Genomic DNA, 17,535 nt, shown 5'->3' on the forward strand with positions numbered 1-17,535 from the left:
TCTACTATCGCTCGCATCTTCCCATCATTCACCCCATAACAACTCTGCGCTACTTCTTGATGTGATGAGATCTTGAAATCCTTATTATTTGCCAAAGGAATTGTAAGGGTTGTATTAAGGGTAGGACAGTTCACAGGTCCTTGGAATACATAAATATCATCTATGGCAAAGTCATTACCATATTCATGATTACGAGTATTCTGAATCTTAATGCGTACACGATTGTTATTACCTGGATTAATATCCCCTAAATTATCAGAAGAAATTTTCACCCAGTTAGAAGGTCCTATATTATTATACGGAATATCTTGTGATGTAACTTCTCCTAACACGTTATCCGAAAGGTCAGTTACCTGAACACGAATATTAGGTCTTACAGAAGTTGGATGAGTTAAGGTAGCCGTTGGCTTATTAAGATTCATAATCCAAACTTCAAAACCAATAGGTCCATTAGGTACTATATCCACTTCTTTTTGATAAAGAGTAGTTCCTACAGGGATATTTCCTCCCATATCTATATACATATAGCGTCCTTTAGGGAGTCCTGTATGATCAACAGGAGCCGAATCTATCCAGAAAGTACTGTTTCTATGGTCACCACAAGGTGCACCAGTTCTCCACCAAGCATAATTAAAATCACCTTCATTGATGATCATATACTGATTCCAACCTGTACAAGGTTGTACATAAGTCAGATTAGGAGAAATGGAAACTCCAGGTCGATTTAACCCAGCAATATCTGTAACTGCACCGGCACCAAAGTCCTCACGGATAAGTTCTCGCTTAGGTACATTGGTTTTCTTATAAAATATACGTACATATTGAGTAGTACCCTTATCAGCAGCGGTAAAGGTTTTGTCAGGAATATTTCTTGCGGTGTAAGGTCCATAATGTTCTGTTGCCAGTGTACTAAGGTTGTTACCTGTTACATAAGCATAACTATAATCCGAATGATCAGTAGTAAAGGACACCCGTGCTACCCCATCACAATCATAAGCTACTGAGGAATTTACCACAGGCAAAGCAAGAGGAGATTCCACCTGTACCACCTCTGTCATTTCACAAGGAGGTACTCCTCCAGCAGGGTTTTTACTACGTACTTTTACAGTATACTGTCCTACAGGGACATTATCAAAGCGCAAGTCATTAGCATCAAAAGTAATTCCTGAAGGGCTCGCTGGTGGATTATTCCAAGTAACTCCATTGTCCAAACTTACCTCAAAACGAGCATTCCCTGTTCCTGTCCCGTTACCTCCTGTAGGAGAAGCAACGCGAATAGAAGCATGTGCATGTGCCGCAGGGTTGTTAGCTAATGGCTGACAAGCCAAATGTGATACTCCTACATAGGCATTAATAGGTCCATTCCCTGAGGTAATGGTAGTCGTAATATCATCAAAGTCAGGACCTGAGGTATGTACACGCCTGCCGGTAGCAGGGTCAGTATATTCATAACCTTCTTCAGGGAAGGAGCATTCTTTACTACCTATCCTATAGAAAACACGCATACGGTATTCTCCCTCTGTAAGACCACGGAACACCTTATTGGGGTGTGCCTGACGTTGCCATGCTCCCCATGTGCCTCCACTTTTCTTACTAATGGCGTATTCCACCTGATACTTGGCAAAATTAGCAGGTACCAAGAAAGCTGCTTCTGTAATATTAATGGTAATAGTACCCGCCGTAGTTGAACAATCTGCCTCTGTTTTAGTAAAAGCAAACTTAGGCTTTGGCTGGATAGTGAATGGTACATTACGTACTGCAGTACAACCATTAGCATCAGTTAAAGTAACTTTATAGGTCTTGGTGCCGGAAGTAAATCCACCATCACTAATCGCTAATTGTGAAGAAGTATTAGATCCCACATTGCTTGATAGCAAGGTACGTGCTCCTTCTTCTATCTTAATGGTATAAGGAGGAGTACCTCCTATTTGTGTAGTGGTAATATAACGTATTTCTCCACAAGATAGATCCTCAGGAATGGCATTCAAGAGTTTAAGCTCTGGCAGATTTGTAATAGTTATTGGAGTGGGAGGTGTAATATTACAAGTAGGACGATAGCTTGGTATAAGTGTTATCGTATAAGTACCACTGGGGAGTGACTCTAGGGCAGTACGTGCAGTACTATTATTAGAGTCTCTCTCAGCATCGGTAGTTACTTGGTAGGCAGCCACTTGAGTATTGGAAGCATTCTTCACAATAATTCGTACCGGTAGGGTAACATCCCTATTAATTTGAATACGAATCTTACCGGTATTCGTATGATTACCCACACACTTAACATCCTCCTTACTTATGGTAAATACAGCATCCGAACCTATGATTGCTTGTAGAGTGATTTTTTTCTCAAACTTACACACATTATTCTGGAACTGATTTGCTCCACCTGTAAGTTTAGGACGTATTGTTACTGTATATTCTCCACCTGCAGTTACCTCATGATTGAAGTTCTGTCCTGGTACATTTGTCCAAGGAATAGAATTTGAGGGACCTGCCACCATATATTGATAATTGGTATTAGGCAAGCCAGATATCTTAAGGCGACCTACCGTAGAACCTCCACAAGGGAGAATATTTTCCTTATCCAAGGTATAGGAAAGTGTACTCTTATAGGCACGGAAGAAGTAAGTAGCAGGACAATTGTCATATCTTACAAAAATAGCAAAGTGTGTGCCATTATTATGTACTTCCGATTCGCTAAGAGTAAAGTTCTTACCCTCTCCTATTTTCCTCCAGTTCGAATTGGTGGAAATATCCCCACCTCCTGAAGGAGGACAGGTATCATTCGGAGGCGTAGCGGCACCTATATATTTGTACCACTCTACCTTATTATCTGGCACGGAAAGAGGTCCTGTCTGCAAATTCACAGAAGTACCACAAAGGGCTATTTGGTAATAATCCGTACCATCAATATTACAAACCTGCTTCTCGGTGATGTTCGGATTATCCTTAAGTGGATGGATTGCCTGCGGACCCGTACGCTGTGTAATATTAAAGGTAATGGTAGTTACATTATTACATTCAGTGTTACCGCGTTCCAGAACATAAGTTCCTTGTGAGGTTACCTCCAAGAAACGATCGGTAGAGAGTACCGTAGGACTCCCTTGTTTTGTCCATTTATATGATGGATAACCAGCACCTCCGTCCAAGCGCATTGCCGAACAGTAAGGGATGGTATTATTGCTTGCCTGTCCACATGGATTATCTTCTAAGAAGAAGGTGGTAGGAGCAGGGTCACAATCTGTAATTTTTTTATAAGAAAGCTGCTCTAAATTATTTTCATTAGGACCTATTACATTATAAATCAGTTTAGGTTGAAAAGCGAGTCTGTTTGAACAAGCATCTCTTAAAGCTCCACAATCCGTAGTGGCTTTGACCTTAATAGTGATAGGTGCGGAAAGATTGGCATTAGGATCTGCAGGCAACTGATTTGCTGGAATAGAGAATTTGAGCATAGTACGCCCGCTCACTTGAGACTGACCTATAAAGGTAGCACCCAACGGTAATGCTTCATGGCTCTGATAAGTTACATTAGCAGGCAAGAGAGCCTCTAAAGTAATAGGAGCAGAAGCTACCCCTGACCCTATGTTACGAATACGAATTTCATATTTGGCTTCTGTACCCAACGGCTTACGTTGTCCTGAAATATCCACTCCTGCATTGTCCTTAACTAAAGTTTCCACCTCATAAGTAGGACGCGAGGTAGGTACCAACATGGTATTAACAATATTGATAAAGGCATCATAGCCTGACACCCCTGCTTGCTGTGCAAGGTACTTTATTGTGGTGGAAGTCGCCCCTGCTGCAGGGTTATCTTGTATACCGAAAAGAGAGACATCCCATCCTTTTCCTTCCTGGATAGGGTCATTCTCACGAGTGATTTTTCCTTTAAAGAAGTTATGAGACTCACGAGTATTATAAGCAATTCCTGCACTTCCATTCACTTTCACTCCATCGCCTGCTTGTGATTCTTCCCCACCGAGAGTTACCTGTCCGTAGGTAGGCCACACTTGATTAACAGTTCCAGGCGGGATTCCCGATGCATTTGCCGCCACAAAGCCTGAAAGGGTTCTATCCCGCTCAATTGCCTGCCCTGCTCCTACTCGCTCAAAGCCATCCTGTACTTGGAAGACAACATTAGAGGCATTCCCTTTAGCTTTAGGGTCTTCATAAACTACTACTAAAGCCCATCCAGAGCCCAATTTCCATGCATGTCCTCCATTATTATGGACATTATCCACTTGATAAGTACCATTAAGATTCCCTGCATTGGCTAAAGCTTGAAGGTCAGCAGTAACATCTGCATAACGGTAATAATAAGAGTCATCCGTTACACGTGTTCCATCATTAATAATGGTCTTACGAGGATCAATATCATCATTTTGTCCTGCCTCATAAATAGTACCATCCGGTTTGTGCCATACAAGTTTTCCATTAATTGCATTATATTCAAAATCACCTACATTCCCTAAATCATAATCACTACGACAACCTCCTCCTTCTTGAGCAATGTTAACTGGTTGAGGGAATTGGTAAGTACCTATTTCTGTACCTCCAACATTCTCCCAGTTAAATCCATGCAATTCCATGTGCCCTCCTCGGTAACCTTTCACCTCCATTTTTACATCTCCATTATTTCGGTAACCATACCACCAGGTTTTATAATTGAATCTTAGGGTCATCGCACTTCCATAAGTTTGACGCATTCTCTTTACATCAAACATAATGGATTCCAGTCCATAGCCTGTATTGTCTCCACTCCACTGTGCATAAGCATCTGAAGAACTTCTACACCAACCCAATTGATTTCCACTATAAGGGGAACTTACCTGCACCCGGATATCCAAATCTCGCCCATTATTTTGATTAAAATACAAACGATATACCAAATAATCAGCCTCATCCCATACAATAGCATTGGATTCCGTATGTCCATCATTTTTAGTTACAACTTTATTTAACCCATTAGGACCTTTAAGCCGTACAATATCCATATTTCCACCTCCTGCATGACCTCCCCAATAAAGGAGTGCCTTCTTCACCCTTACACGGCAATTAGGGTCTGTTGAAGGAATATTAAGATTATATGGAGCATCGGAACGGTTCCCAATCAGGGCAACTCCCCCTCTTATAGGTTTACCATCATTATTGTAACGAGTGCCCATAGTCTTTTGAGCGAACACAGCCATACCTCCTACCAGTAGTATAAGGGTCAGCAAATACCGGAAAAGTTGTTTTAGTTTCATCACTTTAAAATTTGTATCCATAATTGTTTAGTTAAAGTAATAAAGTATATCCAAATGGATATATATGAGTAAAAGTCTTTTATTTTCTTATTATTGTATGCTATTTTTGACTCTCTACAAGGGAATCATAGGACATTGGATTCTATTCTCATCTGTCTTATCGTGAGTATTTCAGTTTCCATGAACTTATTGATTTTTATGTTAAAATATCTTTATTATTGATAATCAAATATATACAAGAACTTCCTGTATATAATGATCCTTCCATTTTCATTGAGCAAAGATATACAATTTTTTAAACTTTCTTTAATCTATTTTCTTAAATATTGAAATTTATTATTTTACTGTATTAAATTAACTTTTTAATAACATTTCAAACTTTTTTGTAAAGATTTTTGGAAAAATTTATTTAAAACATTTTTACACCTAAGGTATAAGTTAAAAACTTATACCTTAGGTGAATATTATTTTTCTAGTTTTACTTCAAGAATCCAAATGCCCCCGTAGAAGTCCTCTTTCATCATATTCTTACGCATGAGGCTTTGAGCCTCCTCGGCGGACATTACTCCTTTACCTAAATAAAGATAAGTATACCCATTCTTGGAATTAACAAAGGTACCTACATCATAACGTTTACCCAATCGTTGACGTTCATTAAAGGCATTACGAGGATTTGCATATACCCCAATAACCACATAATAACCTTCGGTTACCCCTTTCATTTTCTCTGTCTTAACTGCCAAAGGAGCATCTGTTTGAACGGGCACTGGTTTTATCTCCTCTTTCTTCTTTTCTACTGGTTTAGGTGGTTCTACAGGTACCACAGGCAACTTATTAGGTCGCTTAGGAGGAGGCGGTGTATGTTCTTGTCGCTTACCTCCAAACTGTACATTAAGGTATACACCGAGAGTATTTCCTAGTTGAGGCACTTTCACTCCTATAGCATTCTCATACTCCACTCCTATGCTCCATTGTTGGCGAATATTAAAGCCTACTCCAGCAATAAGACCATTACGCTGGGTATAGCCTACATTTGCCCATCCCAATGCGGGGAGATCAATAAGGGCATGTCCTCCAAAGTTAAAACCATCATATTCCTTAGTAGCTCTTAGGGCTACTGACCAATAACCTTCCTCTAAGAGGTCATTACGACTTTGAAAAGCAGTACGGTACATTAGGTGAGCCGTGAAAGTTTTATCACGAAAAGCTGTCATTGCCTTATTGGATCCTGTAGCATAGTCTATCAAGTTATCAGAAGTACCTGCAATATGGAAATCTCCTATAGCAATATCCACTCCTGGTTGCACACTGACACCAAAGATATTACCCACATTCAAAAGAGGATCGGAGGGGTCTGCAGCATGTATACGACCTTTATCCAAACCGCTGAAAGTAGGGATTACATTAAGTCCCATATTAAGCTTTACCGCATCCGAGAGCTCTACAGCATGTCCATAATTGAGTACCACTCCATAGCTGGTCATTACTGTAACATTGCGCTTGAAAATCATAGCATTCATGGAGCTAGTCTCTCTAAAATTTCGCCCGTAAGAAAGTCCCATTAGGGAGAAATTGTCATTCTTATAACCCATCCACTGGTTACGATAGTAAAGTCCTATATTGTGTTCTTGATAATTAACTATCAAAGGGAAAGCAGGGTTTGCCACAAATGTATTAAAGCGCACAAAGGCGTGAGTAGGCATTTGGTAAGGCACATAAAAGCCTGATTGCTCCTGTGCATAAGAGAAAGTCATGCACAGTAGCAAAAGGCACATTTTATATTGAATTCCTATCTTCATACTAATGTAATACCGTTAGGGTTCCGTTTTTAGTTTTTCCATCTTTTTCTATAACATAGAAATAATAAATCGCAGCTCCACGTTCTGTGGATTTAGGCTCAAAATTTGGGAAGTCATTATTATATCTATCAGACTTATAAATAATCTCTCCGGTCTGCTTATAGATTGTTACCTTAGCTCCTGTCCATTCATTAGGAAGCACCCACTTTCGGTTGAGGTCTTCCCCACTTAGGAGTACTATGTTTGGAATTTCTTTCCCTTGATAGGAAAGAGTATAAGAGATGTTAATCAAGCCCTCCACCTGTCCACAACTGTGAGCATAAGGCGTCAGATCAATATTTTCTCCTGCAATATTCACCGTTCCTTCCTTAAGCCTCACTACCAATTGGTATTGCCCTATGGATTCTCTAAAGGCAGCTGAACCATAAGGAGCCGCTGCAATGGTATATTTCTTATCTGTCAGGGCAGTTACATCTGCTTTTTCTACCCATGACTGAGTGTCATCCTTACGGAAATACCACTTATAAGTAAAGAGTTCTTGTTGGAAGGTACCCATAAGGGTTGGGATAAGGTCTAAAGAACGATTATCCTCCAACTCCTGAGCTCCCGAACCGGTAGTGATACGCACTGCGGTAGGAAACTTGATATCTATAAGCTTAATCTCATTAGAATTAAAGGCTCCATTGACCTGTAAGCGATATACGCTAAGTGTATTGGAAGTAGTAGCTGCTATTTCAGTCCCCATGGATTGATTCACCCCATCTTTCTTCCACTGAAGGGTATAATGTGAATAATCCGAACTGGGAACTAAGGTACTCTTCTCTTGACCATTATGTACGATGGTTGCCTCCAGGCTGGAAAGTTCCAATATCGCTTGTCCTCCTCCACACGGAGAAGATCCCTGCTTGAAGCCAATGGTAGGTTTATAGCGAGAAGGTTCCTTCACATGGAGCTTAAGAACTCCCGTACTCACACGATTATGGCAAGAGTCATATACCTCTGCTACAAAAGTTCCCTCTGAAGGTACTTGAAAAGAGCGTGTGGTGTTCTCCTGCAAAATATTGGTAGGATCATCCTCCTTAAACCATTTGATGGTCAAGGTTTCTGTACTGGGAATATCAAGTTCTATTACAGGACGTCGATAAGGGAAGGCAAAAACCACATCTTCATTATTATAGCCCAACCATTTGATATCGCCTGGATTCACGGAGGACTGATCACTTACTGTTACCACATTGGACTTAATTACACAGCCACCTGCTTCGGTAAGGGTAATATAATAAGAACCATTATCGGAAACCGTATAGGAAGTGGTAGTAATACCTGGTATTACTGTACCATTCTTATACCATTTGTAAGTCCCTGTAAGGGTAGTATCTGTTAGTGAAGCCGTAAGAGGGAGCGTTTGTCCGGAACATTTTACCTGATTGTTTCCACCGGCGATGACCAGAAGTCCCTCCGTATTGCGTTGGGTAATTGTTACAGCAGAGGAGGTTTTCTCACAGCCTGTACTAGGGATAGCCTTGACAGTATAGCTCCCGACAGCCGTAACATTATAAGTAGGCTGGTTGGCTCCTGTAATGAGTGTATTATCCTTATACCATTGGTAAGTATAGGTGGAACCACTTGAATCATTAACAATTTCGGATTCAAGAGTAAGGGGTACACCTGTACATATCTGCTGAGAAGCAGCTCCTTTTATTCTCACTTGAGCAGCATTAGCTCCTCCTGCATCATTAACAACTACCTCATTGGAACGATAATTTCCTCCCTCACTACAGCCCCCAAAGTCAGGATCTACCGCATAGCGTCCTGGTTGGGTTACTGTATAACTCTCACCTGTAACTCCTGGAATTACTTGTCCATCCTTATACCATATATAGGAAGCCGCGTGAGTGGATCCTGTAACAGAGATTGTTTTACTTGAAGAGCCTGGACATATCTCAATAGGCGAATGCAAGTTATTAAGTTCCAATGCCGTAGCAGAACCTAAGTGATGAGCTTCAAAAAACTCACTTTCTCCTTGAGCTACAGGATTACCACTTCCGTCCTGCTTTAGAGTACTTGTCTTAATACGTATCTTATATCTATTTCCTGAAGTGTTGGTAGGAAATTCTATCTTTATATAGATAGGAAGTACATTACTTCCCTTATGAAGATTCCCTGTAGAGTTAGTTTTATCAAGCCGTCCTATCTCTATAGGGGAGGAAAAATCCCCTGTAGGAGAAGAAAGTTCTGCAATAAAAGCATTATCATCCGAAAGAAGTGTTCCACTCCAGCTAAATTGTACAGTCAACTTATTTGGCATATTATTTCGTGGACAATACAAGTTACGGCTATTGGTACGTATATTCTTTATTTCAGGGATAATTTGCCCATATATAGTCCCCCCTATAAGGCTTACTATAAGGATATATAATATATGTATTCTTTTCATAACATGGATGCTATTTATTTATTAAATTTATTGGTTTTTTTATATTTCTATTAAACATGTTTTTTATGCTTTTCCAAGTTGGGCACTAACCCAACGCAAATATATAAAAAAGTTTTTATTCGTTGGATTTTTCTTAAATTTTTTCTTTTCTCTTAGGTTTTAATTCTTTCTTCTTTTAGGAATATAAAACTATTTGGTTACTGTAAATACAAGGGCTTTCATCCTTTTCATTCACATATATGGTATAAAGGAAAAAGTTATTAACATTTCTTAGAATTATAAACATTTGTCTTTAAGAGGATTTTTAGATAAATTATCTTCTTTTTTTTATCCACAAAAAGCCTTTGCAAAATTCTTAATAAATTCGTAAAAAATATAACAAAACTGAAAGATAAAAAATCTGTTTTTCTTTATCTTTATCTGAGAAAAAAATAGTATTTTTGTAAAATGATTCGCCGCTATACTTACAGACTTCTTAACTACATAAAGACCCATAAAATAAAATCAGCCATTTTAGTGATTCTATTAATATGGTACACCTTTTGCCTGCCTTCACCTCTCTTTACAGAGGGATATGCTACCATAGTGGAAAGTCGTGAAGGAAAACTCCTTGGGGGAAAAATAGCCCCTGACGGACAATGGCGTTTCCCTGAGCGGGATAGTGTACCAGAAAAACTCCGTAAGGCGATACTTGCTTATGAGGATGAGTACTTTCATTATCACTTAGGAGTGAATCCTGTCTCCACTGTAAAAGCACTCCTGGCAAATATTCGCCAGGGACACACGGTGCGAGGAGGCAGTACCCTTACTCAACAGGTTATCCGCTTGGCTCGTAAGAACAAATCGCGTACCTACGGAGAAAAACTCATTGAAGCTATCTGGGCTACTCGCTTAGAACTGCGTTACTCTAAAAAGAAAATCCTTGCTCTTTATGCTTCTCATGCTCCCTTTGGAGGTAATGTTATAGGGGCAGATATGGCTGCATGGCGCTACTTTGGTGTACCTGTTGAACAACTCTCTTGGGCAGAGGCTTGTACCTTAGCTGTACTTCCCAATGCTCCAGGACTCATCTATCCAGGAAAAAATCAAATCTTTTTAGAAAAAAAACGTAACTTCCTCCTTGAAAAACTCTTCAAAAATCGTACCATAGATAAAACCACCTATGACCTTGCTCTTACCGAACCCCTACCTGAAAAACCTCATGAACTCCCTAATATAGCCCCGCATCTGGTAGAACGTATCGCTAAAAGTTATGGTGGAAAACGAGAAAGAAGTACTATAAACTACCACTTACAGGAACGAATCAATCAGATAGTGAAGAAATATTACCTCCACTATAAGCAATTCGAAGTACATAATATGTGTGTATTGGTCGCAGATATACGTTCAGGAGAAGTGCTTGCTTATATAGGTAATACTCCTACTGATAGGGAACATCAAAAGGACGTCAATATCATTCACCGTCCTCGCAGTACCGGTAGTATACTTAAGCCTTTCCTATATGCTGCCATGCTGGATAGTGGAGAACTCCTTCCTCAAGAGCTTATTGCCGATGTACCTACTCATATTGCAGGTTATGCCCCTCAGAACTTTGAAAACACCTATGAGGGAGCTGTCCCTGCCGACGAAGCTTTATATCGCTCACTGAACATTCCCTTTGTACTTATGTTACGCCAATATGGCATTAGTAAGTTTTACCAACAATTACAGATGCATCGGTTACGTACCATTAACCGTCATCCCGATCATTATGGATTATCCTTAGTCCTGGGGGGAGCCGAAAGTAACCTATGGGAACTAAGCCAAGCATACATGAATATGGGAGCTGTTCTGAATCACTTCACAGAAAAAGGTTCCTACCTTTCTCATGCCTTCCAACCTTTAAGTTATCTGCCTTATACCTATAACTATGGCAAGGAACAAACCTATAAAAATCACTTAAGTGCAGGGGCTATCTATAAAACCTTTGAAGCTCTTACTCAAGTAAATCGTCCTTCATTTGATTCAGCTTGGCGTTACTATGCTTCAGCAAGAAAGATTTCTTGGAAAACGGGTACCAGCTTCGGCAATCGGGATGCGTGGTCTATCGGACTGACCTCCCAATACCTTGTAGGAGTATGGGTAGGCAATGCCTCCGGAGAAGGACGTCCTGAACTTACTGGAGTAGGGACAGCCTCTCCTGTGATGTTAGAAATATTTCAACTACTACCTAAAAGCAAATGGTTCAGTACTCCATGGGATGACTTACAGGAAATAGAAGTATGCTCCCAAAGTGGAATGCTTGCCAGTGATATCTGTCCTAAAAAGAAGATTTATGTACCAAGAGGAAATCTGCAAACAAACCCTTGCAAATATCATAAGTGGGTACACCTATCCTTAGATGGCAAGTGGCAAGTAACCACCGATTGTGAATCCTTAGCCAATATTCATTCACAAAGCTGGTTCTCCTTACCTCCTTTAATGGAATGGTTCTACAAAAAACAACACCCTTCTTACCAATCACTTCCTGCCATGCGCGAAGATTGTCAAAGAGGTGATAAGCAGAGCGTATTGGATTTTATCTATCCTAAATATGGCACTATACTACACCAAGCTAAAGGATTTGGTGGAGATGTGCAACCCATCATCGCCCGTGTGGCTTATAACCATACAGGAAAGCTCTTTTGGTACTTGGACAACACTTATCTGGGAGAAACACTCCACTTCCATGATATGAAAATCTTCCTTAGTCAAGGAGAACACTATCTAAAATGTATGGACACTCAGGGCAATGAGAAGACAATCTTAATAATGGTTACCAACTAATGATTAAATAAATCATTGCTGGCATTAATCATTATTAAATAATTCCCTCCTGTATAAGGTTATGCAAATGAATGACGCCTATATAGTGTCCCTCTTTGGTTACAAGCAGTTGAGTAATTTTGTGGTTTTGCATAAGGTCTAAAGCATCTACAGCAAGGACACCTGCTTCCACCGTCTTGGGATGAAGGGACATAATATCCTTTGCTTTTAGTCCTTTAATATCCTCATAATGACTAAGCATACGGCGAATATCTCCATCGGTAATAACCCCTACAATAGTTTCACCTTCAAGGACAGCCGTAACCCCTAACATTTTTTGGGAGATTTCCACAATTACTTGTTTAATATCTGTATCTGGAGCCACTGCAGGCACCTGATTCTTAGCAATGGCATCTCCTACAGTAAGGTAAAGCCGCTTACCCAAAGCTCCCCCTGGATGATATTTAGCAAAATCCTGACTTCCAAATTGTTTCATTCGCATAAGAGCTACTGATAAAGCATCGCCTATGACTAATTGAGAGGTCGTAGAGGTCGTAGGGGCTAAGTTATTAGGACAAGCCTCCTGGTGAGTATAGGCATACAATACATAATCAGATTGGGTAGCTAAAAAGGATTCTCTATTGGCTGTGATAGCAATTAATGGATTTCCTTCTCGCTTAAGCAAAGGCACTAATACTTTGATTTCTGGAGTATTACCACTCTTAGAGATACAAATCACTACATCTCCCTCTTGAATAATCCCCAAATCACCATGAATAGCATCCGCCGCATGCATAAAAATAGAAGGGGTACCTGTAGAATTCATTGTCGCAACAATTTTTTGAGCGATAATGGCACTTTTTCCTATCCCTGTAATGATGACTCTCCCCTTAGCATGAAGAATAACTTCTACTGATTTGATAAAATTTTCATCTAAAAAATTTGTTAATTTTTTTAAAGAATAAAGCTCAGTATCAATGGTTTCCCGAGCAAAATCAAGCACTTTATTAAAATTTTCCAAAATGTTTGTTTTTAAATTTGCTACTTAAAAAAAAAGTTGTAATTTTATCCTGCAAAAGTAAGAAAAAATACTACATATTACAATGATGAGTACAACAAAAGTTGATTTACAAAAAGCATTAAAAAGTATCTTTGGCTTTAATGCTTTCAAAGGAAAGCAAGAGGAGATTATCACCAGTATTATGGATAATCATCATACCTTCGTGCTAATGCCCACTGGCGGAGGGAAATCCCTTTGTTATCAGCTTCCTGCTTTGCTTAAGGAGGGAACTGCCATTGTGATTTCACCTCTTATTGCTCTGATGAAGAACCAAGTAGATGTAGTTCGTGGCATCTCTGGTACAGATAAAATCGCTCATGTACTTAATTCTTCCCTTACCAAAGGAGAAATTCGCACTGTTATGGAAGATATCCGTAATGGGGAAACCAAGCTCCTATATGTAGCTCCTGAGTCCCTTACCAAAGATGAATATGCGGATTTTCTGAAAACTATTAACATTTCCTTTGTGGCGGTAGATGAGGCACATTGCATTTCCGAATGGGGGCATGATTTCCGTCCTGAATACCGAAATATCAAAGCTATCATTGACCGTTTGGGGAACAACATCCCTATCATTGCCCTTACAGCTACAGCTACCACTAAGGTACAGGAGGATATCCTAAAGAACTTAGGTATTCCAGAGGCTCTTGTATTCAAATCCTCCTTTAACCGTCCTAACCTATATTATGAGGTACGCCCTAAAACAAAGAATATCAATAGTGATATTATTCGTTTCGTAAAACAGCATCCTGGACAATCGGGTATTATTTATTGTTTGAGCCGAAAGAGTGTAGAGGAATTAGCACAAACCCTTCAAGTGAATGGGATTACTGCAATCCCCTATCATGCAGGATTGGATGCCAAAACCCGGGCTAAACACCAGGACATGTTCCTTATGGAAGAAGTGGAGGTTGTAGTAGCCACTATTGCCTTCGGTATGGGAATTGATAAGCCCGATGTTCGTTTTGTTATTCACTATGATATCCCTAAAAGTATAGAAAGTTATTACCAAGAAACCGGACGTGCTGGACGTGATGGTGGTGAGGGATACTGCCTTGCCTTCTACTGCTACAAAGATATAGAAAAGTTAGAGAAGTTCATGGTAGGAAAACCTATCGCTGAACAGGAAGTAGGACAAGCGCTCTTACAGGACATGGTTGCTTATGCAGAAACCTCTACCTCACGAAGAAAGTTTATATTACACTACTTCGGTGAAGAATTTGATGAAGTTAACGGAGAAGGTGCCAATATGGATGATAATATGCGATACCCTAAGAACAAAAAAGAAGCACAAGAACAAGTCTCTATTCTCCTAAATGTCATTGATAAAACCCGACAAAAGTTAAAAGCTAAAGACCTTGTCAATGTACTTACTGGGAAGTATTCCGCTATTATCAAGTCCAATCGCTTCGATGAGCAAGATTATTTTGCCTCCGGAAAGGATTTTGATAGCCGTTATTGGATGGCTCTTATCCGCCAAGTAATGGTTAATGACTATATCCGCAAGGATATTGAAACATACGGAGTCATGTTCCTTACCGAAAAAGGTCGTGAATTCCTCAAGAAGCCACATTCCTTTATGATGACTGAAGACCACAATTTTGAGGAAGAAATAGAAGAGGCTCCAAAAAATACCATATCCGCTTTGGATGATACGCTTTTAAGATACTTGAAAGACCTCAGACGAAAAGTCGCCAAGGAGTTTGAAGTGCCTCCTTTTGTGGTATTCCAAGATGCCTCCCTTGAGGATATGTGCATGAAATATCCTATCACCATTACAGAATTAACCAATGTTTTTGGGGTAGGAGAAGGAAAAGCTAAAAAATATGGAAAAGAATTTGTCTCTCTCATAGCTAAATATGTGGAAGAAAATGATATCATCCGCCCAGAAGATCTCATTGTAAAGACTACAGGAGCCAACTCAGCTCTCAAACTCTTTATTATCCAAAATATAGACAAAAAACTACCCCTCCCTGATATTGCTAAGGCTAAAGGGCTTACTATGGATGAATTCCTTAAGGAAATGGAACAAATTGTATATAGTGGTACTAAGCTCAATATCAACTATTGGATAGATGAAATCCTAGATGAAGAGCAACAGGAAGAACTTCATGACTATTTCCTAGAAGCTGAAACGGACAAGATCTCAGTAGCCTCCAAAGAATTTGGCGGTGACTATGAAGATGATGAACTACGCCTATACCGTATTAAGTTTATCAGCGAAGTAGGAAACTAATATTAAGATAAATATTTTAGGGATGAATGCATGTTCATCCCTTTTTTTGTATATAATCACTTTTTCTTAAATCTGAATTATAGAAAACATACCTTTTCATATCCCTTATTTATAGATGAAAAATTTACAAATAAATATGCAACAGAAATTTTCTCTTTTCTTTGCTTAATTATTGATTATTTGAAAATTATTAACTATTTTTGCAGTTTTAAATATAGCTAAAAAAAGTAAAATATTTAGCTATATTTTATAATAACTCAAAACTCATTTTATGTTAGAAGAAATTAAGGAACAACGTGCTAATAATTTTATAGAAAATATTATAGAAGAAGATCTTGCTGCTGGCTTTCCCGCCAGCGCCTTACGCTTTCGCTTCCCTCCAGAACCCAACGGATATTTACACCTTGGACATGCAAGTTCTATCTGTCTGAATTTTGGCTTAGGCTTACGCTATAATGCCCCTGTAAACCTGCGGTTTGACGATACTAACCCTAGCAAGGAAGAACAGGAATATGTGGATGCTATTCGTCGTGATGTACAATGGCTTGGCTTCCATTGGGATAAAGAATGCTATGCTTCCGATTACTTCCAAGAACTCTACGATTGGGCAGTACTACTCATCAAAAAAGGAAAAGCGTATGTGGACAAACAAACCTCCGAAGAAATAGCCTCCCAAAAAGGAACTCCTACGATAGCAGGCACGGAAAGTCCTTATCGCAATACTTCCCCCGAGGAAAACCTTGCCCTTTTCGAGCGCATGAAGAACGGTGAGTTTGAAAATGGCACTTATGTACTTCGCGCTAAAATAGATATGGCATCGCCCAATATGCTTATGCGAGACCCTATTATCTACCGTATCATGAATGCTTCCCATCATCGCACAGGCGATAAGTGGCATATCTACCCTATGTACGACTGGGCACACGGCGAGAGTGACTACCTTGAACAAATATCCCACTCCCTTTGTACGCTGGAGTTCTTACCACATAGGGAGTTGTACGATTGGTTTTTAGATCAAGTGTATGATAATGCACGTACCCGCCCCAAACAACGTGAGTTTGCCCGCCGTAACCTCAGCCATACCATTGTAAGCAAACGAAAACTCTTGCAATTAGTTACTGAACACTATGTTGCTGGATGGGACGATCCTCGTATGCCTACTATTTCTGGCTTACGTCGCCGTGGCTATACTCCAGAGGCAATACGTAAGTTTGCTGATACTATCGGTATCGCTAAGCGAGAAAACCTTATTGATGTATCGCTCTTAGAATTCTGCGTGCGCGAAGACCTTAATAAGAAAACTAACCGCGTAATGGCAGTGCTTGACCCTATAAAGGTAGTGATTACCAATTATCCTGAAGGACAAGAAGAATGGCTTGATGCTGAAAACAATCCGGAGGTAACTCCATTAACTTATCGAAAAGTACCTTTTAGCCGTGAGCTATATATAGAACGTGATGACTTCCGCGAAGAAGCTGATAAGAAATATTTCCGCTTGAAATTAGGTGGTGAAGTGCGTCTTAAGAATGCTTACATCATTAAAGCACAAAGTGTAGTGAAGGACGCTGAGGGTAATATTACCGAAATCCACTGCACCTATGACCCTGATAGCCGTAGTGGTAGTGGTACCGAAGCGAGTATGCGTAAGGTGAAAGGTACACTCCATTGGGTATCAATCGCCCATGCTATACCAGCTGAAACACGACTATATGACCGCCTTTTTACTGTGCCCGAACCCGACCGACAGGAGGACAGCTTCTTGAACTATATCAATCCCAATTCCTTGAAAATAGTAACTGCTTATGTAGAACCTAACCTTAAAACAGCACAGGTAGGTGATACTGTACAGTTCCAACGCCTTGGCTACTTCTGTGTAGATACCGATAGCAATGCAGAGAAACTTGTATTCAACAAGACCGTAGGCTTAAAAGATACATGGGCTAAGATAGAAGTGAAAGAGGAATAATTTTTAAAGA

Annotated in this window: 7 protein-coding genes; 3 read left to right on the forward strand and 4 right to left on the reverse strand. The window is 39.8% G+C overall.

Annotated elements, in window-relative coordinates:
- The 3 genes from VJJ03_RS09565 to VJJ03_RS09575 all read right to left on the reverse strand — a co-directional run.
- Positions 1-5,264 (reverse strand): hypothetical protein (locus VJJ03_RS09565; protein ID WP_323975263.1); only part of this gene is annotated, 5,264 nt, incomplete at its 3' end.
- Between the two features lie 443 nt (positions 5,265-5,707).
- Positions 5,708-7,042: a type IX secretion system membrane protein PorP/SprF gene (locus VJJ03_RS09570; RefSeq protein ID WP_009746634.1), complete on the reverse strand. Its 1,335-nt coding sequence runs from the start codon at positions 7,040-7,042 to the stop codon at positions 5,708-5,710.
- A 1-nt stretch (position 7,043) separates the two neighbouring features.
- Positions 7,044-9,479, reverse strand: a complete 2,436-nt coding sequence (locus VJJ03_RS09575; protein ID WP_009746635.1) for a gliding motility-associated C-terminal domain-containing protein — start codon at positions 9,477-9,479, stop codon at positions 7,044-7,046.
- A 447-nt stretch (positions 9,480-9,926) separates the two neighbouring features.
- Here VJJ03_RS09575 and pbpC point away from each other — a divergent pair, with 447 nt between their 5' ends.
- Positions 9,927-12,284, forward strand: coding sequence for a penicillin-binding protein 1C (pbpC, locus tag VJJ03_RS09580; RefSeq protein ID WP_323975265.1), 2,358 nt, complete (start codon positions 9,927-9,929; stop codon positions 12,282-12,284).
- A 34-nt stretch (positions 12,285-12,318) separates the two neighbouring features.
- Here pbpC and VJJ03_RS09585 read toward each other — a convergent pair whose 3' ends face one another.
- On the reverse strand, positions 12,319-13,284 hold the full coding sequence (locus VJJ03_RS09585) for a KpsF/GutQ family sugar-phosphate isomerase (protein ID WP_009746638.1): 966 nt from the start codon (positions 13,282-13,284) through the stop codon (positions 12,319-12,321).
- 85 nt (positions 13,285-13,369) lie between these two features.
- On the opposite strand from VJJ03_RS09585, the gene recQ reads away from it, so the two are divergent.
- The gene (gene recQ / locus VJJ03_RS09590) at positions 13,370-15,559 is read left to right on the forward strand and encodes a DNA helicase RecQ (RefSeq protein WP_040358586.1); all 2,190 of its coding nucleotides are present in this window, start codon (positions 13,370-13,372) and stop codon (positions 15,557-15,559) included.
- 271 nt (positions 15,560-15,830) lie between these two features.
- Positions 15,831-17,525 (forward strand): glutamine--tRNA ligase/YqeY domain fusion protein, encoded by a 1,695-nt coding sequence (locus VJJ03_RS09595; protein ID WP_323975267.1) that lies wholly within the window; start codon positions 15,831-15,833, stop codon positions 17,523-17,525.
- Positions 17,526-17,535 lie beyond the last annotated feature (10 nt).

This window comes from Capnocytophaga sp. G2 (assembly GCF_035282625.1).
In the GTDB taxonomy this organism is placed as follows: domain Bacteria; phylum Bacteroidota; class Bacteroidia; order Flavobacteriales; family Flavobacteriaceae; genus Capnocytophaga.

What these genes read in the sequence shown, in the direction of transcription:
- VJJ03_RS09575 (WP_009746635.1), bottom strand. Translation starts at nt 9,479, where the DNA reads ATGAAAAGAATACATATATTATATATCCTTATAGTAAGCCTTATAGGG.
- VJJ03_RS09570 (WP_009746634.1), bottom strand. Translation starts at nt 7,042, where the DNA reads ATGAAGATAGGAATTCAATATAAAATGTGCCTTTTGCTACTGTGCATG.
- recQ (WP_040358586.1), top strand. Translation starts at nt 13,370, where the DNA reads ATGAGTACAACAAAAGTTGATTTACAAAAAGCATTAAAAAGTATCTTT.
- pbpC (WP_323975265.1), top strand. Translation starts at nt 9,927, where the DNA reads ATGATTCGCCGCTATACTTACAGACTTCTTAACTACATAAAGACCCAT.
- VJJ03_RS09595 (WP_323975267.1), top strand. Translation starts at nt 15,831, where the DNA reads ATGTTAGAAGAAATTAAGGAACAACGTGCTAATAATTTTATAGAAAAT.